The 22,892-nt window shown below is 42.9% G+C and carries 20 protein-coding genes and 1 riboswitch; of the genes, 5 read left to right on the forward strand and 15 right to left on the reverse strand.

Translation table 11 applies throughout. The features are described 5' to 3' along the window. Positions 1–28: 28 nt before the first annotated feature. The 6 genes from AC1XUD_RS11005 to AC1XUD_RS11030 all read right to left on the reverse strand — a co-directional run bounded on the left by AC1XUD_RS11005 (position 29) and on the right by AC1XUD_RS11030 (position 9,524). Positions 29–391, reverse strand: a complete 363-nt coding sequence (locus AC1XUD_RS11005) for a hypothetical protein (protein WP_483361045.1) — start codon at positions 389–391, stop codon at positions 29–31. 162 nt (positions 392–553) lie between these two features. Beyond that, positions 554–2,962: an ABC transporter permease gene (locus tag AC1XUD_RS11010; RefSeq protein WP_483361046.1), complete on the reverse strand. Its 2,409-nt coding sequence runs from the start codon at positions 2,960–2,962 to the stop codon at positions 554–556. Between the two features lie 105 nt (positions 2,963–3,067). Further along, a complete protein-coding gene (locus AC1XUD_RS11015; RefSeq protein ID WP_483361047.1) occupies positions 3,068–5,524 on the reverse strand; it encodes an ABC transporter permease in 2,457 nt (818 codons plus the stop codon). A gap of 93 nt (positions 5,525–5,617) precedes the next feature. After that, positions 5,618–8,002, reverse strand: coding sequence for an ABC transporter permease (locus tag AC1XUD_RS11020; protein WP_483361048.1), 2,385 nt, complete (start codon positions 8,000–8,002; stop codon positions 5,618–5,620). 118 nt (positions 8,003–8,120) lie between these two features. Next, positions 8,121–8,684, reverse strand: coding sequence for a hypothetical protein (locus AC1XUD_RS11025; protein ID WP_483361049.1), 564 nt, complete (start codon positions 8,682–8,684; stop codon positions 8,121–8,123). 162 nt (positions 8,685–8,846) lie between these two features. Further along, positions 8,847–9,524 carry an ABC transporter ATP-binding protein gene (locus tag AC1XUD_RS11030; RefSeq protein ID WP_483361050.1) on the reverse strand — a complete coding sequence of 226 codons (678 nt, stop codon included), beginning with the start codon at positions 9,522–9,524 and terminating at the stop codon, positions 8,847–8,849. Between the two features lie 274 nt (positions 9,525–9,798). Here AC1XUD_RS11030 and AC1XUD_RS11035 point away from each other — a divergent pair, with 274 nt between their 5' ends. Continuing rightward, positions 9,799–10,167, forward strand: coding sequence for a four helix bundle protein (locus AC1XUD_RS11035; protein WP_483361051.1), 369 nt, complete (start codon positions 9,799–9,801; stop codon positions 10,165–10,167). An 80-nt stretch (positions 10,168–10,247) separates the two neighbouring features. Here AC1XUD_RS11035 and AC1XUD_RS11040 read toward each other — a convergent pair whose 3' ends face one another. Beyond that, positions 10,248–11,492: an efflux RND transporter periplasmic adaptor subunit gene (locus tag AC1XUD_RS11040; protein WP_483361260.1), complete on the reverse strand. Its 1,245-nt coding sequence runs from the start codon at positions 11,490–11,492 to the stop codon at positions 10,248–10,250. Between the two features lie 406 nt (positions 11,493–11,898). Between AC1XUD_RS11040 and AC1XUD_RS11045 the strand changes: the two genes are divergently transcribed. Next, positions 11,899–13,275, forward strand: coding sequence for a sigma-54-dependent transcriptional regulator (locus tag AC1XUD_RS11045; protein ID WP_483361052.1), 1,377 nt, complete (start codon positions 11,899–11,901; stop codon positions 13,273–13,275). Between the two features lie 38 nt (positions 13,276–13,313). Here AC1XUD_RS11045 and AC1XUD_RS11050 read toward each other — a convergent pair whose 3' ends face one another. The 7 genes from AC1XUD_RS11050 to AC1XUD_RS11080 all read right to left on the reverse strand — a co-directional run bounded on the left by AC1XUD_RS11050 (position 13,314) and on the right by AC1XUD_RS11080 (position 18,056). Continuing rightward, entirely contained in the window at positions 13,314–14,228 is a 915-nt protein-coding gene (locus AC1XUD_RS11050; RefSeq protein WP_483361053.1) for an LEA type 2 family protein, read from the reverse strand. A gap of 105 nt (positions 14,229–14,333) precedes the next feature. Beyond that, on the reverse strand, positions 14,334–14,984 hold the full coding sequence (locus AC1XUD_RS11055) for a TenA family protein (protein WP_483361054.1): 651 nt from the start codon (positions 14,982–14,984) through the stop codon (positions 14,334–14,336). 4 nt (positions 14,985–14,988) lie between these two features. Beyond that, a complete protein-coding gene (gene thiD / locus AC1XUD_RS11060; protein ID WP_483361055.1) occupies positions 14,989–15,795 on the reverse strand; it encodes a bifunctional hydroxymethylpyrimidine kinase/phosphomethylpyrimidine kinase in 807 nt (268 codons plus the stop codon). Further along, positions 15,792–16,439 carry a thiamine phosphate synthase gene (thiE, locus tag AC1XUD_RS11065; protein WP_483361056.1) on the reverse strand — a complete coding sequence of 216 codons (648 nt, stop codon included), beginning with the start codon at positions 16,437–16,439 and terminating at the stop codon, positions 15,792–15,794. The genes thiD and thiE overlap by 4 nt, the downstream gene beginning before the upstream one ends. A gap of 4 nt (positions 16,440–16,443) precedes the next feature. Further along, the gene (gene thiM, locus AC1XUD_RS11070; RefSeq protein ID WP_483361057.1) at positions 16,444–17,235 is read right to left on the reverse strand and encodes a hydroxyethylthiazole kinase; all 792 of its coding nucleotides are present in this window, start codon (positions 17,233–17,235) and stop codon (positions 16,444–16,446) included. A gap of 103 nt (positions 17,236–17,338) precedes the next feature. Continuing rightward, positions 17,339–17,433: riboswitch (TPP riboswitch) on the reverse strand. A gap of 84 nt (positions 17,434–17,517) precedes the next feature. After that, entirely contained in the window at positions 17,518–17,838 is a 321-nt protein-coding gene (locus AC1XUD_RS11075) for a PIN domain-containing protein (protein WP_483361058.1), read from the reverse strand. After that, the gene (locus AC1XUD_RS11080) at positions 17,829–18,056 is read right to left on the reverse strand and encodes a hypothetical protein (RefSeq protein ID WP_483361059.1); all 228 of its coding nucleotides are present in this window, start codon (positions 18,054–18,056) and stop codon (positions 17,829–17,831) included. The genes AC1XUD_RS11075 and AC1XUD_RS11080 overlap by 10 nt, the downstream gene beginning before the upstream one ends. Positions 18,057–18,077: 21 nt before the next feature. Here AC1XUD_RS11080 and hxpB point away from each other — a divergent pair, with 21 nt between their 5' ends. The 3 genes from hxpB (at position 18,078) to AC1XUD_RS11095 (ending at position 20,897) form a co-directional block, all read left to right on the forward strand. Further along, positions 18,078–18,950, forward strand: coding sequence for a hexitol phosphatase HxpB (gene hxpB / locus AC1XUD_RS11085; RefSeq protein ID WP_483361060.1), 873 nt, complete (start codon positions 18,078–18,080; stop codon positions 18,948–18,950). Positions 18,951–18,986: 36 nt separating this feature from the next. Further along, entirely contained in the window at positions 18,987–20,327 is a 1,341-nt protein-coding gene (locus AC1XUD_RS11090) for a sensor histidine kinase (RefSeq protein WP_483361061.1), read from the forward strand. Positions 20,328–20,438: 111 nt separating this feature from the next. Further along, positions 20,439–20,897 carry a hypothetical protein gene (locus AC1XUD_RS11095; RefSeq protein ID WP_483361062.1) on the forward strand — a complete coding sequence of 153 codons (459 nt, stop codon included), beginning with the start codon at positions 20,439–20,441 and terminating at the stop codon, positions 20,895–20,897. Between the two features lie 128 nt (positions 20,898–21,025). On the opposite strand, the gene AC1XUD_RS11100 is transcribed toward AC1XUD_RS11095, so the two are convergent. After that, positions 21,026–22,714: an amino acid permease gene (locus AC1XUD_RS11100; RefSeq protein WP_483361063.1), complete on the reverse strand. Its 1,689-nt coding sequence runs from the start codon at positions 22,712–22,714 to the stop codon at positions 21,026–21,028. Positions 22,715–22,892 lie beyond the last annotated feature (178 nt).

Below are 22,892 nucleotides of genomic sequence, written 5' to 3' on the forward strand. Positions count from 1 at the left end.
AGAAGTGGACAATGGTTATTCGGGGCGATTAGCCGCGGCGATTGAAATTATGATTTGGGCGACCGTTTTGGAAAGCTACCAAACGCTGGCGTTGCACAGGAGTAAGGACGTTCATGATTTCCTGCTCTTTTTTCCAATTCAAATCTCTTGGATTGGCATATCTGGCGCTCAACAGATGATCATATTTATTTTCAATCTTCTTAATACGATTCTCCTGTTTGCGGCTCAATCCAACAATTTTGTCCAACTTATTGATATTGAACTCTTCGATTCGATTATCGCTGCGAGAATTGTAAACCGGCTTACGGTCATTAAAATATGCTTTTTGCGCGAAGCTGTTTCCAACTGTAACACTTAAAATAACGGCGGCTGCTAAAATGATCTTTTTCATGGTTTCCAAGTTTTAAATTGTTTGTTATGTCTTTTAGAGGGCATTCGTGCGATTGAGTTTAATGTACTATCAGGCGCAATCTACGAATGACACTTTCGAACAGACAAACAACTATTTCTCGTCGACCAAACGGCTCTTTTCAGCCAGATCTCCTATCTTCCCCTACTCATTTTTTAAGGAATCTACCGGATTGAGCAGCGCGGCTTTAATACTTTGGAAACTGACTGTCAAAATTGCTATTAATATTGCTGCAAATCCAACGCCAACAAATACCAAAGGATTAATTTCAATACGGTATGGGTAATCTTTCAGCCACTGCTGCATGCAAAACCAAGCCAATGGTGAGGCAATGATTATGGCGATTATAACAAGTTTTACAAAATCGCGCGATAATACTAAAACGAGACCCGGGATACTGGCGCCCAATACTTTGCGAATACCGATTTCTTTTGTTCGCTGCTCCATCACGATCATCGCCACGGCGAATAACCCCAGACAGGAAAGTAAGATCGCGATGCCGGATGCTAAACTGAAAACAAGCGAAAGACGTTGCTCTTCCTGATACCAATTGTTTGTATTTTCATCCAGGAATGTACCTTTAAACTCAGATTCAGGCGTAATTTCCTTCCATAAAACTTTCAATTTTTCCATAGAAGCAGTTAAGCTCTGCGGCGTTACTCTCACGAAAATGTAGCCCGGATCACGTGACAAGTGCATTGTGATAGGCTTCTTTTCATTTTTGGAAGAATAGAGATTAAAATCAGGAACGAGCCCGATGATCTGAATTCGTGCACCTGCCGTGTCGGTTTGGAAGAACTTGCCAATCGGATCAGGTTCTCCAATCATTTTGGCCATGCTTTCTGTGATAATCACTCTGTCGAGCGAGTCGCTTGGATATGCAGGGCTAAACTCACGACCATCAAGCAGCTTGATATTCAACGTTTTGAGGTAGTCATAATCAACACCCAGCCAGTCTGTAGATACGTCCCGTTCATTGAATGTAAAGCCAAGCACGCTCCGCGATGTGCTCCGATCCTGACCTACGCCCATATTTACACCAGCGCCCGTTATCGCAACGACCTGCGGATCTCCGGCGAGTTTGTTTCTTAAAAGCGTTATTGCTTTTTGGCCGCTTACTTTTGTCCCAACCGGAATACTGATCACTTCTTCTTTCTGAAAACCAAGTGGTTGTGTCTTCAAATGATTTACCTGCTGCACGGCAATAATGGTACAGCATATCAACAAACTGGATAGAGCAAACTGAGTGACAATGAGCGAGTTGCGAAGTATACCTGGCTTTTTCATGGTCACCTTTCCCTTCAACACTTCAACCGCATTGAATTTCGACATTTGCCATGCAGGATATCCGCCGGCCAGTAACGTTACTACTGCAAAAATGCCAATTATAAGCGCAATTTTGTCGGGTTCAAAGATGTAATCAAGCGTCAGTTTGGTCTGAAAAGTGGCATTGAAATTGGGAAGCAACAGCACTGCCAATACCAAGCCTACTGTAAATCCAAGGAAACAAATAACGGCCGCCTCACCCCATATCTGAAAAAACAACTGCGTTTTCAACGCACCCATCGACTTGCGGACGCCCACTTCCCTCGCACGGATGAATGATCGGGCGACGTTAAGATTGATAAAATTGATGCTCGCGATCAGCAAAATAAAGATTGCAATACCCATCAACGCATATACCAAAGCAATGGGAGCTCCGCCTGATATATCCCTATCAAAATGCACATTCGCCATTTTCTGTAACCTGAGTGCATATATATCGCCTCTTTCGTCCGGTTTCGCACCTTTCTTCTTCAAGCTGGCGATGTTCTCCGGGAAATATTTCTTGACAAAAGACTTCATCCGCTTTTCAACTGCCAGCTGATCAGCATTCGGTTTTAATTTCAGGAAAACGTTGTGAGAATACGCATCCCAATAATCTTTCTGTTGCGGATATTCATTCGAATTTTCAGTGCGGACAAACGCATCGAATTTGATCGTCGAGTTTTCAGGAAAATCAGCCAAAACACCCGAAACGATATACTCACGCTTGCGTGCGTCCATTCCCAGCATCAGCCGCTTACCCATTGGATTCTCGCTTCCAAAAACCGCTTTGGCCATATGCTCACTGATTATGATGCTGCTCAAATCGCTAAGAGCGGTTTCGGCGCTTCCTTTAACCAACGGAAACGTGAATATTTTAAGAAAATCCGGGTCGATAAACTTGACCTGCTTATCAAAATATTTGCCCTTGTATTCCACGACATCACTTCCGTTGATAATTCGTGTAATGCCTTCAATTTCCGGAAATTCAGTCTTCAACGCGGGTGTGAGCGGAAGCGGCATAGACGTAGCCTTGGAAGGCTTCTCGGGATCATGGGCAAACAAATACGTCTGATATATCCGTTCTTTATCTTTATGAAAATTGTCAAAAGTCAGTTGAAAGTAGGCGATCAGGAACAGAAAAACGCTCACGCAAAACGCAACCGAAAGGCCTACAATATTAATAACCGCATATCCCTTACTCTTCCAGATATTGCGAATGGCGATTTTTAGATAGTTTTTGAACATGGCGATAGGGGATTAAAGGGAAAATGGAGGAAAGGAAGAAGGGATGATGGGCGAAAGGCAGGATCGTTCGCTCCTTTCCTCCTTTCGTCCATCCTCCTTACTCCCCTATTCGCTTTTAAGAGATTTTACCGGATTCGTTAATGCTGCTTTGATCGCCTGGGTGCTGACTGTGATTATCGCGACTACTATGGCCAGCGTTCCGGCCAGAGCGAACATCCACCATTGGATACTGATTTTATAGGCGAAGTCTTGCAGCCATTTGTCCATAACGTACCAGGTCAGCGGGGTAGCGATGACGAGTGAAATAACCACTAGTTTCACAAAATCTCCAGACAACATACCCACAATACTACCGATCGATGCACCCAGTACTTTCCTTACCCCGATTTCCTTGATCCGTTGCTGAGCTGCAAAAGCTGCCAAGCCGAACAATCCCAGACAGGAAATCAGGATGGATATAATGGTAAATACGTTCACGATACCAGCAGTGCGCGAGTCTGCTTTATAATTGGTTTGAAAATCTTCATCCAGAAAACTATATGTAAACGGCTCATCCGGCACCATGGATTTCCACTTTGACTCGAAATATGCCAGAACCTGCGCTACATCGTGGGTGCTTGCATGCGCGATGATATAATTGAACTCGTTTCCAAAATAAGGGAATAATGCATATGGCTCTATCGCTTCATGCAAATTCGCGAAATGAAAATCTTTCACAACCCCCACTATTTCGATCGATTGCGGTTTGCCTTCATTAGTATTAAAGTTAAGTTTTGAACCAACAGCTTTATCCAGGGGAATTCCGAATTTTCGAATTGTTGCCTCGTTTACAACCATTCGATTATTAGTATCTCCGGGAAATTCAGCAGACAGCATTCTACCGGCGGCCATTTTAAAACCCATCGTTTTCATAAAATCAGGTGCCACCCAATTCGTTTTAACAAGACCCGCTTGTTCTATGCTTTGCCCCGGCAGGAAAACCGACATATCGCTTGGATTCCTAATTCCAGGATAATATGAAGTTCCCGAAGCTGCCGAAATCTGATTGCTTTGCAAAAATTCGTCACGAAGTGCTACATATGATTTCTTCGCCTGCTCGCTTCTCAACGGTATAACAATTTGTTGATCTTTGGTAAAACCAAGCGGTTGCTCTTTCATAAACTTGATCTGCGTCTGAATCACCATCGTTGCTACGACCAGACCAATCGATATCACAAATTGAAAAACAACCAGTCCGCGACGCAATGTTGTTGCCGAAACCGAATTGGTGAACCGCCCTTTAATTACATCTAACGGATTGAATACCGACAAATAAAATGCCGGGTAACTACCTGCAAGCAAGCCGGTTAACAACGCCAGTAATATAAAAGCTGCGATGATTTCCGGTTTGAATAAATCAGAAGCGAGTAAAGTCTTATCCGCCAATTGGTTAAACAGAGGCAGCAACACCACCACCAGTAAAACCGCAACCAAAAGAGAAAGGAAAGTCAATACCAATGACTCGCCCAAAAACTGACCGATCAGTCCGGTTTTTCCAGCCCCCATTACCTTGCGCATACCCACCTCAGCAGCTCTTTTAGCGGAGCGGGCCGTGGCCAGATTCATGAAATTTATACAAGCGATCAATAACGTAAAAATGGCAATGGATCCCAGTATATAAAGATAAGTCGTGCTGGTCGTTGGCGTTAAAATACTCTCTATCAGACTGAACAAATGGATATCAGGCACGGCGAGCAAAGTCATATGCTTTTGATATCCAGCGGCTTTCAAATCCTTTCCTGCATATTTATCAACAAAAGCCGGTAGCTTTTTATTAAATTTCGAAGGATCTGTTCCCGGTTTTACCCTGATATAGGTGTAAAACATATTGTTGTTCGTGAAATCCTGATCCGGTTGCCGAATATAATTACCAACCCACCCGGCCAGCATCGGCAGGAAATATCGGGCGTCGATATGCGAGCGAGCACTTTCGTCGCGATACACGCCGGTAATATTGAAGTTTTCGCCATTACCGTCAGTTCCTCCGATATTAATCGTCTTATTAATAGGAGATACATCACCAAAAAGCTTTTTGGCTACCTCCTCTGACAACACCACCGAGTGCGGATCTTTCAACGCCGTTTCAGGATTACCCTCCAGAAAATGATAGCTAAACATATCAAAAAAGGTAGAATCGACATGATATCCTTTTGTTTCATAAACGGAGTTGATCGTTTTTCCAGCCTCCTTCACTTTAAACAAAGTCTTGCCTTCCAGAAAGTTTTGCCATACGCGTGTCACCTGAACGACTTCCGGGAATTCCTCCTTGAATGCCTGCGCATAAGGCGAAGGCGCCCGCGGGTTGTCCATTTTGTCGTTTGCCGAACGAACATTCTCACTCCTTACCAGATATAGTTCGTTTGCGTGTTCCTGATGTTTGTCGAACGAGGTCTCGCTCAGTATATAAAGCAGCAGCAACATACAGCAAGTGAGGCCAACTGAAAGACCCAGAATATTGATGCCTGAAAAGAGCTTGCTTTTCAGAACATTTCGCCAGGCGATTTTTAAATAGTTTTTGAACATTTTTCTTAGCTGTTGGCTTTTAGGGATTAGCTTTTAATATGTAGAAAATCGACAGTCAATGCACAGATCTTGATAAATTCTTTTCATCGAAAACTACTCGCTTCTTAATGAATTTACCGGATTGATCAGGGCTGTTCTGACGCTTTGATATCCTACTGTGAGCATGGCTACCAAGACTGCGACAACGGATGCGAATAGGAAGTACCAAACGGAAATTGCCTCACGGTATGGGAAATTTTCGAGCCATTTTTCTGCGCCAAAGTATGCCAATGGTATTGCAAAGAATATTGCGATGCATACAAGTAGCAGGAAATCAACCGTCAATAACCTGACGATAGCAGCAGAAGATGCACCCATTACCTTCCGTATCCCCATTTCTTTTGTTCTTACTTCGGCGCTGAATGTTGCCAGACCAAACAATCCGATACATGAAACGAATATGGATATCACCGCCGCGAGCGTGATCATTTGCGTCCATTTGGCCTCGCTTTCATATCGTTGCCTATTGGTTTCTGCCTCGAACTTGTATTCAAAAGGCATCAACGTAATATGTGATCTGAAGATCTTTTCAATTTTTTTGATCGTTCCGGGTATGTCTTCCGGCCGAAGGCGGGCATATATGGTTCCTAAACCATAGTTTGGATCCTGGGTCATTAGCAGCGGTTTAATTTCCTCTTTTAATGACTTGTAGTGATAGTCCTTTACAACGCCTATCACTTTCATTTTCTGATTCTTCCATGTAAAATCAATCTCTTGCCCAACAGGGTTTTTCCAACCCACTTCCTTTACAAAAGCCTCATTTACAATCACCGACTCTACCGGATCCGCGCCATATTTCTGAGAGAAATTGCGGCCCTCCAGCAGCGGTATTTCAAGGTTTGACAGGAAATTATCGTCCACGCCGATATATCCAAAGCTTACTTCACTATCGCCTACTTTGGCCACCGTACCATTATAGTTTCCGTTAAATGCAGCTACCGAAGCCACTCCGGCCAGTTTTTCCACTTGCTCCCGTACCAAATTAAGCTTCTCACGCCCGGCACCGCCACGGCCCAAACTGAAACTCAACAAATTCCTCTCATTGTAACCCAGGTCTTTATTGAGCAGATATTTGAATTGGGAGTAAACCACCACCGTGCCGATCACCAAACATATTGATAAAGTAAATTGGAACACCACCAATCCGCGAGTCAGGAAATTCTTGCTCGTAAACTTGCTGCGGCTATATAATGTTGCCACCGGATTAAATCCTGACAGAACCAGCGCAGGATAAAAGCCAACCAAAAGTCCGGTTAGGAAAAAAAGACCGATGTATCCGGCAACGAGTTTAAAATCAAAAAGATACGTCAAAGACAGCCGCTTATTCGCCAGTTCATTGAAAGACGGCAATACTATCAAAGTGATCACGACGGCCAACGAAAATGCAAGAAACGACAACATAAACGACTCGCTCAAGAACTGAACAATGAGCTGTTTCCGCAAACCGCCCACCACCTTCCGAATACCAATTTCTTTACTTCTCTTCAATGAACGTGCGATGGTCAGGTTCACGAAATTAATACAGGCGATCACCAGAATGAAAATGGCAATACCGGAAAGGATATAGGAATAAATCGGTTTGCTACCATATTCAAGCCCGTTGTACATATCCTGAATATCTTCACCTAAATGGATAGATAAAAACGGTTGCAAATCGAAATGGAATGTCTGTTTGAAATCCTTGATTTTACTGGTTTCTTCCGCAGACTTGCTGGCAAAAACCTTATCAAGTTTGGGAGCAACTTTGAGATATTCAGCGTTTTTATGAAGTAAAACAAAGGTATTCATATAAAACCCGAGCCACTCATTGTTGAGCCAGCCACGCGATTCCTGAAATTTAAAGGATAAGACAGCATTAAACTGAACCGATGAATTTTGCGGGCAATTCTCCGCCACACCGGTCACCTTAAACGTTTCGAAGTTGTCATTGATCTTCAAGTCGATGGTTTTGCCCAATGCCGCCGTAGTATGGAAGTATTTCTCAGCCATATCTTCCGATAATACAATCGAGTTCACATTTGCCAACGACTGGTCTGCATTTCCTTCAATTAACGGAAAAGAGAACACCTTAAAAAAATTGGGATCAGCAAAAATCACATTTTCGTTGATCAGGTCGTTCCCCAACCTGGATACAAAAGAACTACTCTGAACACGAACAATATCTTCTATTTCAGGAATTTCCATCTTGAAACTCGGTCCATGGATAGAGTTCGTGCTACCAATTTTATGCGTTTCTTTTTGGTCGGATATCGTCACCACAATCCGGTGAAGCCTGTCTTTATTTTCCTGAAAACGGTCGAAACTATTTTCATCTTTCGTATACAAAACAATCAGCATACAACAAGAAAGACCGACAGCAAGGCCGATCATATTGATCATCGAGAAAACTTTGTTTCTCGACAGATTACGGAATGCGATGACCAGATAATTTTGTAGCATATAAGTTGGGGCTAAATACGGCCGATAGTCCAGAATGTTTCATTTGGAAGACAAAGTTCACCCTACCCATTCACTTGGGGTATTTTCAGGAGAAACTTATGAAAATTTCGAGGTTAGGTTATTGAATCGTCCGAGCAGGCAGATTAATCGATTGCTCGTAATCGCTAATGATCTGAAGTCTTTCAGTGTCAGACTTGTCCGTAATATTGACGGTCTTTTCGTATGAAAACTCCTCTCCTTCTTTTACAAAATTATAATGCATATACAGCTCGCCCTTTTCCGAATCCATTCGGATCTCTTTCTTGAACGGTTTCGCATACGCTTCAGTTTCCGGAGCAACTGTTGGCTCAAGTTCTTCCTGACTCATGTCCATAGTGTTGTCCAAAGTGACTACGATATTCGGTTCAACGCGCTCGAATCGAAATTGAGCATGGGCTTCCCGAATCTGATTAACTCCCAGTGAATCAAGGATATGAAGTTTTAATTCTTCCTTCTCATCGTCGTCCATATCGGCCACACTGAAGGTTTTGGAAAACTCAACGGGACGCACGTTGATATTGCCTTTAACGGAGATGGCAAGCGTTACGCCATCGTCGTCGAAGGTTTTGGTAAGTTCGTTACGGTTTTGAGCAAAACACAACGAAGTAATACCGGCAAGAAGAAAAGTGAAGTATGTTTTCATTAGTAAAAAATTGCTGGTACCAGGTTTTAAACCGAATTGTATCAGATAAAAAACACCAAAAGATCATAGTCCGTGAGGACGTTACGATCTTTTGGATACTTCGTTGGAGCTATATAGGACGCAGACGCAAGAGTTCGACGTGCGACGCCCCGCCATTTAATTTTAAACGTGAATATTTTCAGTTACGATCTTACCGTCAAAAAGATTGACAATCCTGTGAGCAAATCCTGCATCGTAAGGCGAGTGCGTCACCATAAGGATCGTCGTTCCTGCATCATTCAACTGCCGTAAGAGGTTCATCACTTCTTCCCCGTTTTTGGAGTCAAGGTTACCCGTCGGCTCATCCGCAAGTATTGTTTTAGGATTTGCCACTACCGCTCTCGCGATCGCCGTACGTTGTTGCTGACCACCCGAAAGCTGCTGTGGAAAGTGATTACGACGGTGCATCATATTCATTCTTGTTAACGCTGCTTCGACCTTTTCCTTGCGTTCGGCTGGAGGGGTTTTCAGATACAGAAGCGGAAGTTCAACGTTCTCATAAACAGTAAGTTCGTCGATCAGGTTAAAGCTTTGGAATACGAATCCGATATTACCTTTACGGATCTGCGCCCGCTGACGCTCAGACATTTTGGCCACTTCGGTGCCATAGAATTCGTAAGAACCTTCGCTTGGATTATCCAGTAGTCCAAGGATATTCAGCAATGTGGATTTCCCACATCCTGAGGGTCCCATGATAGCGACAAACTCGCCATCTTTCACTTCCATGTCAATACCGTTAAGCGCGGTAGTCTCCACCTCTTCGGTAGAGAAAATCTTATGCATGTTGGCAATTCTAATCATCTTCAGCTTTTAGTGATTAGCTTTTAGGGGTTAGCTAAAAGCGTCCGGTTGAAAAATTTATTATTGGCTATTTTTTAGCTTTTCGGGAATAGCTTTTAGCTGTTCCTAAAAGCGTTCGGTTTTAAAGTTATTGATGATTATTTGAGTTACTTGTTACCGTTTTCATATTCTAAAGTTTCAGTTTTTAGCGACTCGCTTTTAGGAGCTAATTAAAACTTCCGGTTGAGAATTTATCAATGGTTTCCTTTTCCATAATTTTAATCAGATATTCCATATGAAGGACTTTAAAGGTTTACTAGTTTGGCAAAAAAGTCATTCGGTTACACTGGAAATTTATAAGCTAACAGCAGCGTTTCCAAAACATGAAACTTATGGGCTTACAAGTCAAATCCGTCGTTCAGCTCTCTCCGTTCCCTCCAATATCTCCGAAGGATGTGGCCGTTTTTCAGTCAAAGAATTCTCTCAATTCCTCATTATCGCAAGCGGTTCATCGTCAGAACTAGAATATCAACTTTTGCTTGCTCGCGACCTAAATTACATCTCCGAAACTGACTACGAACCTATTCAAACCAAGCTTGTCGAAATTCGGAAAATGCTAAACAGCTTCATCCAAAAACTAAACACCAGACCTAAAAACTCCTAACTTGCCAATCCGTCAGTTCCTAACAGCTAACAGCTAACAGCTAACAGCTAACAGCTAACAGCTAACAGCTAACAGCTAACTCAAAATTCCAGCACCTCATTATCCCCAAAGTTCTCATAAGAACTTGTGATCACTTTCTCGCCTTTTTGCAGGCCTTCCAGTACTTCGAAATATTCAGGATTTTTGCGACCCAGGGTGATTTTGCGTTTTGCTGCGCGTTTTCCGTCGTTGCTCACTACATATACCCAGTTTCCGCCTGTTTCAGAGAAAAATCCGCCAACTGGTAGTAACAATGCCTGTGTTGGTTGACCCAATTGCACACGTATCGGAGCAGACTGACCTCTTTTTATCAAATCAGGTGCTTTTTCAAATTGCATGTCAACTTCAAACCGGCCGCTTTTTACTTCCGGATATATTTTGATGATTTTCAAAGGGTATTCTTTTCCGTTGAAATCCATTGAACCCTGCAGCCCTACGAAAATTCGTGAAATATAATGCTCATCAACACTCACACGCATCTTGAAACCATTCAAGTCATCGATCTGACCGATGTTTTGTCCCTGGCTTATATTAGAACCAACTTCTACGTTCATCGAAGATAACAAACCTGATACTGGCGCTTTAACAACAAGGTTATCAAGGGTTTGCTTCCATAGATTTACGTTCTTTTGAGTACTTGCTAATGTACCTTCCAGTTGCGTAATCTGCATTTTAGCATTCTCCTCCTGATATTTCTGCGATTCAATTTCGATTTCACGTTGTCTTACAAGCTTTTCATAATCACGCTTTGTCTTCAGGTAATCAGCCTCCGGAATTACTTTGTCTTTGATAAGCTTTACATTCCGCTCATATGCGTCCTTCGCCTGATCTAATTGGAAATCCAGGTCACTCAATGTTTTCTGTAGTGTAAACCTCGCTACTTTCAAACCCTGGCGCGTATTCTGAAGGTCATTTACCAAACGGCTCGCTTCTGTTTCAGACTGCAAAAAGCTAAGTTTAAGATTCTGATTTTCAAGCTTTAGCAAAACATCTCCTTGCTTCACCATATTACCGCCTTCAATCAGTTTCTCAGTAACATACCCACCAACTATCGCGTCCAATTGTATCGTTTTCAAAGGCTGAACAACCCCGGTTACTACGATGAATTCATCAAATTTGCCCTGACTTACAGTCGATATTGTCAGTTTATCCTGCTCAACATTTAGCTTGCTTCTCTGATCAGCGAAGAACAATTGATATACTATAAAGCTAACCAGCAGAACACTACCGGAGATGATACCGATGCGTTGGGTGGTCCAGAACTTCTTTGGTTTAACTTTATCCATTGATGAGCCGCCGGTAAATCCGTTGCTTGATGCCGGCGAGTTAGGTGTCTTGACTTCCATTATTATGGCTATTTGATTTCTGTGTATTTGCCTTTTACTATCAAATCACTGTGCCAGAAACCAAACCATACACTAACATACTGATTATCAACCAGAAAAAACTTTCGGATATATTAAAATCTGTCCGATAACGGACAATTCTGTACGCCCGTGAACAATATCGAAAGAGCTCAATTCCGTAAAATATTAACAGTTAGTAACTTAGGCGTTCGGTATGCTTTTTATTTATATAAATTTGTCAATCCGGAATGGTGTCACCAGAACCCGCAGAGGCTTTTTATATTATTATCCCAAGAAAAAAAACATAATTACCTAACTTCGGTCTGATTATACAAATAACACCTTCATGGAATTATCCCAAGCCAAAATCCTTATTGTTGACGATGACGTTGATGTTTTAAGTGCCGCCAAATTGCTTCTAAAGCGGCATGCTAAAGTAGTAGATATTGAGAAAAACCCGCAAAAGTTACCATTTCTTGTAACGAATGGCGATTACAATATCATATTGCTGGATATGAATTTCACGAGGGATGTGAATAGTGGACGAGAAGGTTTTCACTGGTTAGACCGGATTCTGGATATCAAGCCTGCCTCACGCGTCATCATGATCACGGCATATGGTGATATCGAAATGGCGATTAAAGCGATCAAGACCGGTGCTACTGATTTTGTGTTGAAGCCTTGGGAAAATGAAAAGCTTGTGGCAACCATCGCCAATGCACTGGAAGTCAACAAGGTAGCAGCTAGCCCATCCGAAGCCGAGATAGCCGAAGAAAAGAAGGATACTAAGAAAGTCAAGAAAACCGCGCAAGAGCAGATTATTGTCGCTAGTCCTGCGATGCAGCAGTTGATGCAAACAGCAGAAAGGATCGCTACAACTGATGCGAATGTTTTGATACTGGGTGAAAACGGAACTGGTAAAACACAGCTGGCACGTCATATTCACCATAATTCTCAACGAGCTGATAAACCTTTTGTCACTGTAGATTTGGGTGCACTGAGCGAAACCCTTTTCGAAAGCGAGCTTTTCGGTCACGTAAAAGGGGCATTTACGGACGCAAAAGAAGATCGTGCGGGGAGATTTGAGGAGGCCAAGGGTGGTACAATTTTTCTGGATGAAATCGGAAATTTATCATTATCGCTTCAGGCCAAATTGCTGACCGTTATCCAGGAAAGAAAGGTAACCCGTGTCGGTTCAAATAAACCTGTCAATCTGGATGTCAGGCTTTTATGCGCCACGAATATGGATTTAGAAAAGATGGTGACCGAGAAAGCTTTCAGACAGGATTTGCTGTACCGCATCAATACCATTGAGCTGGACATACCGCCGCTTCGTGAACGGCCTCAAGATATCGCTTCGCTTGCGGAATATTTTGTGAAGGAATATGGCCAGAAATATAACCGGCCAATCAGTGAGATCAGTCCTGGATTGATAAAAAAATTACAACAGTACAACTGGCCGGGTAATATCCGCGAACTTCAGCATGCCATCGAAAGAGGAGTCATATTAACCCAGGGCCAAACCCTTTCAGCGGACGATATATTCCTGAAAAACAATTCCAATCAGCCAGCCATGGCAACCGGATTTGACCTTGAGGATATGGAAAAAACCATGATCGTACAAGCTTTGAAGCGCTACAATAGCAATATTACCGATACCGCCCGCGAGCTGGGCTTAAGTCGTGCTGCCTTATATCGAAGGCTCGAAAAATACGGTTTATAATATAACTGGTGAGGATTTGGACAAAGTTTTGCGTGAATCTAACGACTCATATTCTTCTTAACTTTTTCCAAATCCTTCAGCTCTCCGTTGACAATGATATTGACATCGCTGTCTTTAAAAATATCGTTATCTGACACCAGTTTACTCTTGAAATAGAGTGTAAATGGCAAGCTTTTACCTTGCTTCAGCATCTGTCCAGCGGCCTTCAGAAGTTCTCCCATATCGACTGTCAGCGGAATATCATATACCTGGGTACTTTTAGCCGGAACCTTCGTTGAGCCGGGATTCTTACCTGCTGCGAGTCGTTTCTGCTTTCCCAGATCAACCGCATATGAGGGGTTTTTAAACTGAACAGGAAAGGCATTTTGATTTGAAAACTCCAGATGAAGCACTATTTCCGACTTACTGAGGCGAAATTTCTCCATATCATATCCCAGCATCTTCACTTTCGGAAGACGGTATAGTGGCAATCGTTTGTCCGAACTTAGCCGGATGGTATCCTTTCCGAGAAAAGGTTTTGCTAAATGAAAAAGCGCTTCGAAATGATAATTTGCACTATCCTCCCCTTTTCCAGCTTCTGATTTCCCCTCTTCGGCCAGCTTTTTAATTTTCAGTTGCGTCGGCAGCAATATGGTAGAAGAGTCTGCTTTTTTTAGCAACAACGGCTCTTCATACTTGCTTTCCAGAATCGTCACCTCATTCATTTTTACGAAGTAATCAAAACCCTTTATATCGAACCCGACCGGTAATGGATTATATACCAACAATTTAAGCGATAAATCGACAGTACTATCGGTCATATGGCTAATTCTCCCAATACCCATTTCCACCTTCGGCTTCAAACCCGATACCGGATCGGCATGTTCCCCTTTGTATTTAAAAAATACGATCGTTCCAACGCCTATCAGGACGCAAACGACTATTATTACAATAACGGTTTTGGAGAATTTCATGGTGTTGGTGTCGGTTGAAATGGCGTGTATCTTGATATTTGTCTAATATCAGGCATATCGGCAATAACCATTCCAACTGATCCCTGGATTACTTTTCCTTTGCTTTCAAACTGGCCACTTTTCCAATTTATAAGCACTGTCCCAAAACATATACTCGAGTTTCGAAGCCATTACATACGCTTCCGTCATCTGCAAACGGGTTGATTCAGAGGCTTGCTGAGCAGCACGATCGCAGGTATCTAACGCTTTTTGAACAGATTTCGCAAAGGCTTCACCCGAATAGGTGCTGATCCATTTTTGATATGGATTGGGGGAAGCCTGATTTTTGTAAATAAAATCTCCCACCTTTTTGTAGATCCAAAAGCAGGGCAAAAGAGCCGCAACTGCTACTTCGTAAGATTCGAATGTGCTCGTAGCTAGCAAATAGTGCGTATATGCGAAACAGGACGGCGACATTCCTCCTTTATGATCGATGTGATATTCTGTAAAATAGCTTTCGTGCAGCGCTCTTTCGACGAGTATCGCGTTTTGAGCAAACCCCAGAAAATCGAGGAATTCCTGACTGAAAGACGCATGCGATCCGGTAACTGCCAACGCTTTAGAATATTCCCCGAGATAGAGTGAGTCCTGATAGATATAGTGTTTGAATTTTTCCTCTGGCAAAGTTCCTTTCATCATTTCGGCATTGAACGGATGCGTTTCAATTTTTTGATATACTGGTAGTGCTTCCTTCCAAAGGTGTTCCGTAAATTTCATCTATTTATATTTTAGAGGTAAAAAAGTGATTGAGCGGGCCCGGTCCATGCCCGGTCTTGATATCTTTTCCTGCTTCTATTGCCAAAGACACATATTCCTTAGCCTTTTTTATGGCGTCTTCCAACCCGAAATCCAATGCAACAAAAGAGGCAATGGCCGATGACAGCGTGCAGCCAGTTCCGTGGAGATTATAACTATCGATAAATGCAGTTTCTAAAATCTGACTTGGTTTATCTTTCTGTGCCAAAACATCGTAAAGCTTCTCTCCGACAAGGTGCCCGCCTTTTAATAACACTGCTTTGCAGCCTCTGCGAACCAATTCCTCGGCCGCCATTTGAATTTCTTCTACTGATGTGATTTTTCTGGAGACCAGAATTTCGGCTTCATCAAGATTGGGCGTGATAAGATCTACTTTTGGAAACAATTCCTTCCAAAGCATGCTAACAGTTTCATTCTGAATCAAACGCGAACCACTCGTTGACACCATTACCGGGTCAAAGACTATGAATCTGGGCTTATATTTGTCCAAAATTTTGCCAATGACTTCGGCAACTTTTATGGTATTGACCATTCCGATTTTCACTGCATCGACTTCAATATCTTCAAAAACAGCATCCAGTTGACTTTCCAGAAATTCCGGCGGAACTGGCAATATATCCCTGACGCCCTGGGTATTCTGCGCTGTCAGAGCGGTGATGGCCGTCATGCCATATACCCCGAGTGCGGTCATGGTTTTTAAATCTGCCTGGATTCCAGCGCCACCTCCGCTATCTGATCCGGCGATGGTTAATACAGTTGGATACTTGTTCATGATTTTTGTTGTTTGGTGTTGATGATATTTATTAATTCACTGGATGCTTCATAAGGGCTTTCTGCACTGCAAATTGCTGATATCAAAGCAATTCCGTCCGCGCCATGCGCAAATGCCTCGCCAATATTATCTTTATTCAAGCCGCCGATTACAACCAGCGGGTGATGGCTATTTCTTCGAATCCAGGTCAAACCGTCAAGTTCCCAGGGCTTTTCAACATCGATTTTAGATAACGTCGAAAACAACGGACTGACAGCCAGATAACTAATATCCAACCCCTCAGCCCTCTTCACATCCTCCTGATTTTCAGCAGACAACCCTATAATTTTCCCGGTTGGCAGTAGTTCTTTCAGCAATTCATATGGCATATCGCTCTGGCCAACATGTACTCCTTCTGCATCTACTGCCAGCGCCACGTCAATTCTATCGTTGATAATTAGCGGCACATCATATGGAGCCAGTAATGCCTTCAAGTGAAAAGCCCGCTCGACAAAAGCTCTGGTCCCCAAAGATTTCTCCCGAAGTTGAACCATCGTTACCCCGCCTTTGACAGCCTCCTCCACCACCTCATAAAAGTCCCGCCCTTGGCAAGCCAGCTCGTCCGTTACGAGGTATAGTTTTATTAGATCCCTTATCTCTGCCATATCATTAATCTACTTTTGCCAACCTTGACAAATGTTCTGGCGTGATATTATAAAGTGCGTTCAAAAACTCCATTTGAAAAGTACCTGGTGAGTTGGTCTTCTCCCAGGCAAGTTGGCCAGCGACTCCCATCGTCGCAGCGGCGGAAACGGCCGCTTCAAAAGGATCAGACTGAATCGCCGCGAAGGCTCCCGCCAAAGTGGACGCGGTACACCCCATGCCAGTCACACCTGTCATGAGCGAAACACCGTTGTTTACATATGCAATTTTGTCCTTGAAAACGATCAGGTCAGTAGGGCCGCTAACGCTGACTACGCTTCCGTAATTGTTAGAAAGTTGTAGGGCGGCTTCCAGACTATCATTTACAGCGGCAGAACTATCCACCCCTTTTGTCTGAATGTCCAGACCGGCGAGTGCCATAATTTCAGAAGCATTTCCGCGGATAATAGTGGGTGAAGCCGCGTCGAGCAGTCTTTTCAATACATTGTTACGATATGGAGTCGCCCCCGCACCGACCGGATCAAGAATGATCGGTACGCCAATAGACTTCGCTTTCTTCATCGCTAGAACCATTCCATCCACCCAGTCGGGCGACAAAGTGCCGATGTTCACTACCAGCGCGCCCGCGATCGAAACCATATCTTCCACCTCCTCTATTGCATGTGCCATCACAGGCGATGCGCCAATAGCCAGTAAGGCATTGGCGGTAAAATTCATAACCACGAAATTCGTTATGTTGTGGACCAGAGGCGATTTGGCTCTGAGTGTTTCTAAATTCTTTTCCGGATTGTATTTCATTGCATAACATTTAAACAAAGGTTATGAATGAGCTGAAAGGAGCACTGCACCCTATTCCGTTATGAATACGATATCAGTTTTGAAAAGTGGAATTCGGTAATTACACCGGTTCAACGCTTTTTCCTACGACAGTATAAACTGTTTCAGGTTCAAAGGGTATAAATCTCAGTCCGTTTTTGGACACCCCTAAAGCCATTCTTATCAGCGAAAGTAGTAGTTTAAAATGAAATGTTTTTGTTCTACCCAAATATTTTCAAAGAAGGTATGTTGGAGAAATGACGGTCACGAGTAGATGGCTGCAATCCAAATGTCATTTTCAGGTATTGGAGTTCCTGCTTCTTTAAGGTGCTTTTTGATATCAGCATACTCCATGGCCACAGGCTCAACCGCGTCAAGGATCTGGCAGTCATTAATAAAAGATTGAAATCGTGGCAAGTTGTAATCGACTCTTAAAGAATTCTTTGCTCCGTACAATAATTTTCCACATACAGTTATTGGGAGATAAATCAGATCGAACTGTTTCAACAAATTGACTGTGGAAGCATTAGCGTTAAGAACCTCAATAGCAATATTGGTATCTAAAACGATCTTGGTTAATGCCATTCGTTGTCTATTTTACCAAACTCATCGTTTACTATTTGGGTAATTTCGCGAGCCGATTCGTTATCGATCGCTCCTGCATGAGACAAAACTTTGTCGCTGTTTCGATTTAAGGGCATGTTAGCCTTTAAAAGCTTCAAAAAATCATAAAGCTGAGTTTGTAACCTACTGTTCTCGGAAATTGCAGTTACATCCAATTGAATTTGCTCTTGTATGCTCATAAAAAATGTGTTGCAGTTATCATGAGGAACAAAATTCTCTATAATTCAGGTTCAAAGGGTATAAATCTCAGTCCGTTTTTGGACACCCCTAAGGCCATTCTTATCAGCGAAAGTAGTAGTTTTGATCATATGAAAAAAGAACTGGGAAAACCAAAGTCGGGTGAGGCTCGTAAAATCCTCCTCGCTAGCTTTTCCCGAATATCAACCATAAACCCATTGTTAATGATTAAAGCTGCAATTTTTGATATGGACGGGCTACTGATCGATTCAGAGCCGATATGGGCAGAAGCCGCCAGAGAGGTCATGAGAAAAGTAAATTTCGACGTGACAGATGCAATAAAAAGAGAATCCACAGGTCTTTCCACACAACTATTTCTTGAATATTGTTACAAACTTCAGCCATGGGATGCCGTATACTCATTGGAAGATCTTGAAATTGAAATTCTCGATTATGCACACGAGCATATTCCATTGCGCGTTAGCCTTATGCCCGGCGTCATTGAAGTGCTCGACACTCTGAAAAACAAAGGATTATTGCTTGCTGTCGCCTCCGCCTCTCATATGGATTTGATTGAGAATGTGTTGAGAAAGCTGGACATTCTGCAGTACTTCGATACCTGGCATTCAGGTGTTCTTGAAGAATTCACCAAACCTCACCCTGCAGTATATTTGGCAACAGCGGCTAAACTGGGTGTAAAACCGCAGGAATGCATTGCCTTTGAAGATTCATATGCAGGACTTATGTCGGCACATACAGCAGGGATGTTGACTGTTAGCGTACCGGCTCCCGACGTTTTCGACAATCCAAAGTTCGATATCGCGCATTTTAAGATACCTTCACTTGAAAAGTTTATATTTAGCGAAGTCAATTCCTTTGCCGGGGCATATCCTTAATAATCAGTAAAAACTCTTATACGTTTTAGAAAAACCATGTTTGGACTTCGTCATTTTAGCTTTGTAGTTGCAACAAGGATTTGTATCATCATTCTTTCCTGCTTTTTGCTCTTTTGGCTGTCCGGTCATGAAACCAACCGAACCCTGATCATCATTCTCGGCTTGATTGCTATTTCTATTCAAGGGGTTTTGCTATATCAATATGTTACGAATGTTAACCGGAAACTGATCTATTTTCTGGAATCGGTACGTTATTCTGATTTCACGATCAATTTCCGATCTGATAATAAAATGGGTAAGACTTTTAAAGAATTGAATCAGCAGTTCAATGAGGTCTTACTCGCTTTTCGACAGGCGCGTGCTGAAAAAGAAGCTAACCTTCAGTATCTGAACACGATCGTTCAGCAGATTGGAACTGGTTTGATCACATTCGACGGAAATGGTAAAGTCAATATTATCAACAACGCGGCACTAAGATTGCTGGGATTATATCGTTTACACAATCTGTCGGAACTGCAGGAAAAGCACCCCAAACTCTATGAGCTCCTTTCTGACCAAACTGCCAGCGTCAGAGAATTGTACCGTACTCCATCAGACCACCCACTTGCCCTCCAGGGTACTGCTATTCAGTTGCGGGGTAATTGGGTAAAGATCGTGGCTCTGCAAAACATTGAAACTGAGCTCCAAAGGCAGGAAGTAGAATCCTGGCAAAACCTTACGCGGGTACTCAGGCATGAAATAATGAACTCTATGACGCCAATTGTTTCGCTCGTCGGGACGATGCGGATGATTGTGAATGAGGATATTGAAAAAACCACAACGGATCTGGAAGCTGTTTCCGATTTGAAAGAAGCTTTGCATACGCTCGAAAAAAGGAGTAAAGGAATGATGCAATTTGTGAACGCATACCGCGACTTCACGACTTTGCCCAAACCGATTTTTGCAAATCTTTTGGTAGACGAGATTGTAAGCGAGGTATTGCAACTTTTACAAGCCGACCTCACCTCAGCGGGCATTGTATATCAATTAAACATCAAACCTGAAAACCTTACCATTAAAGCGGATTCAAATCAGATTCAGCAAGTTCTGATCAATCTGATCAAAAACGCTTCGGAAGCATTCTCTACTCAAAGGGAATGTATGATTACTATTAAGGCATATCACAACGAGAGAAATACCATCATCGAGGTTACGGATAACGGAGATGGCATTGAACCTGAGGCACTTGAAAATATTTTCATCCCTTTTTACACCACAAAAAAGACTGGATCGGGTATTGGATTGAGCCTTTCGCGCCAAATTTTGCAGCAGCACGGCGGCAACCTGATTGTGAATTCGGAAGTTGGAAAAGGAACCACCTTTAGTATTGTAATTTGATTCGAAAAAATATAACTTTATAACAATCAATGGACGCAACTTTCAACCTTAATAGAGGATTGGTCTTCTTGATTTTAAGAAAGTATGTTACAAATTATAACCCGGCAGAGGATGAAGGTTTTTACAAAATGGATGGTGATGTTGGCGTTAGCCGGACTAGCGGCCTGCGACGAATCTGCGGTCGATAAGGCAAATAAAGATGAAATTCTTTTCAAAGAGACAGTTCAAATCTACGATATACCCAAAGCTACGCTTACCTTTTTTGATGTGCAAGACAGCCGCTGTCCTGCCAATGTACAATGTATTTGGGCGGGAAATGCGACCGTTGATCTGGAACTGAATGGTATCAGCGTCGAAGGCAGGGTAACGAAGCATGTTGTAATGTGTGTTGGTGATTGCCGTATGCCACGTAAAAAATCGGGTTTCACCGAAATCGATACGCTGACCACCACTTTTGCTGATCAGCCATATCGTTTCATTCTCAAAAAAGTCAATTCATATCCGATTGTTGATTCTACAAAAATCAAGGCCAATTATGCGATAGAACTCAAAGTTGAGGCACTAGAGTAAGGAATATATATCCCAAAACCTTCTCGTCATACAACCAAATGTACTGGCGTCCCCGACTGGGCGTCCCCGACTGGGCGTCGAACATGCCTGACAATCCCTGACCACACTTTTCAAATGCAAAACTCAAATCACGAGTTGGCGAGCTTACTTTTCCGATATCCGTAACTGAAATAAATCACAAGCCCAATCGCCAGCCACGCTATAAAAATAAGCCAGTTGGATGACCCGAGTTCTGTCATCAGGTATAGATTAGTTAATATGCCTGCCACAGGTAAAAACGAGAATTTGTATTTGTAGCTAAAAAAGGAAAGTCCTGCCCATATCAGCCAAAATACGATCGTCAATACCTTGTGTTCTATCACTTCCATAAATGTCAGCGCGTCCCATTCTTTCAATGTTTCCTGACCGTATAAAAGCAATCCGATTACGGCAACGGCTAACAAAAGTCCGACAAGATATCTTCCATTTATATAAGGTACTCTAAACTTTGACCTGCTCGAAAGCCCCGTATAGTCAAGATAAAGCACCCCGCCGCACACTAAAATGAATGCAAAAAAAGTCCCCACACTCGTCAAATCGACAAAGAAATCCATTTTAAAAAACAGAGCAGGAATACCGACCAGAAACCCTGTGACGATCGTTGCGAAAGAAGGGGTGTGGAATTTGGGGTGAATCTTAGAAAACCGTTTCCATAACAAACCGTCCCTGCTCATAGTCATCCAAATCCTCGGCTGGCCTAATTGATATACCAATAATGCACTCGTAATCGCAATTACCGAACTCACTGATATCAAACCTGCCATAAAGTCCAGACCCACATTTTGGAAAACGAAAGCCAACGGATCGCTTACGTTCAGTTCTTTGTAGTTGACCATTCCGGTCAATACCAGCGTAATCAGAACATACAATACAGTGCAGATGATCAAACAATAAATCATTGCCTTCGGCATATCCCGCTGCGGATCTTTGCATTCTTCTGCGGTGGTCGATATCGAATCAAACCCGATAAAGGCAAAAAAGACAGCTGCAACTCCACTTAAAACGCCTTTGACACCATTGGGCGCAAAGGGTGTCCAATTCTCAGGTTTTACATAAAAAGCACCGGCGAAAATTACCAGCAACACCACTCCGACTTTCAAAACAACCATGAGGTTGCTGGCTGTCCGCGATTCCTTAATCCCGACATATACCAATGCAGTAATCAATCCCGTGATCAGGCCCGCAGGCAGATCTAATATGATATGAAACCCAAACCATTGTGGTGCAGCCATATACGCCTGAGCCGCCAGAAGTTCAGCCTGTGACAAATGAGAAGAGTCAACTGTTTCCAATTTGTGAAACGCATCCGCCGCTGAACCTGGATCTATACTAAGCCAGCCTGGGAATTTGATTCCAAAACCGGCCAGCATACTGACAAAGTATTTGGACCAGGAAATGGCCACGACCATATTGGAAACGGCATATTCGAGGATGAGCGCCCAGCCGATAATCCACGCGAAAAACTCTCCAAATGCCACATATGCATAGGTGTATGCGCTTCCTGACACAGGCACGGTACTTGCAAATTGGGCATATGACAATGCCGTGAAAACGCAGGCAATGGCCGTAAAAATAAAAAGCAAAGAGACTGCCGGCCCACCATTAAAGCTCGCCAGGCCGATTGTACTGAATATCCCTGCGCCAACAATGGCTGCAATGCCAAGTGAAACCAGATCCCGGACTCCCAAGATCTTTTCCAACCCTCCTTCGCCCGAGTGAGCATCCTTCAAAATTTGATCTACAGACTTTTTGCGAAAAAGAGAAGTGTTCCTACTCATGTAACTTTGATTTAAATGGAGTGTTGACCTATATAATCGGCTAAAATAACTATATTCTCTATCGTAAGCAGCAATCCCCTCCGATTTGTTGACCTCATCATCGCAGATTCGGGTTTCGGAAGCGAAATGGCCTGAAATGATCGGCTGAAGGTATAATTACAGATCTGTAAAATGACAA

This window comes from Dyadobacter sp. HNCC25DJ184, from assembly GCF_056895215.1.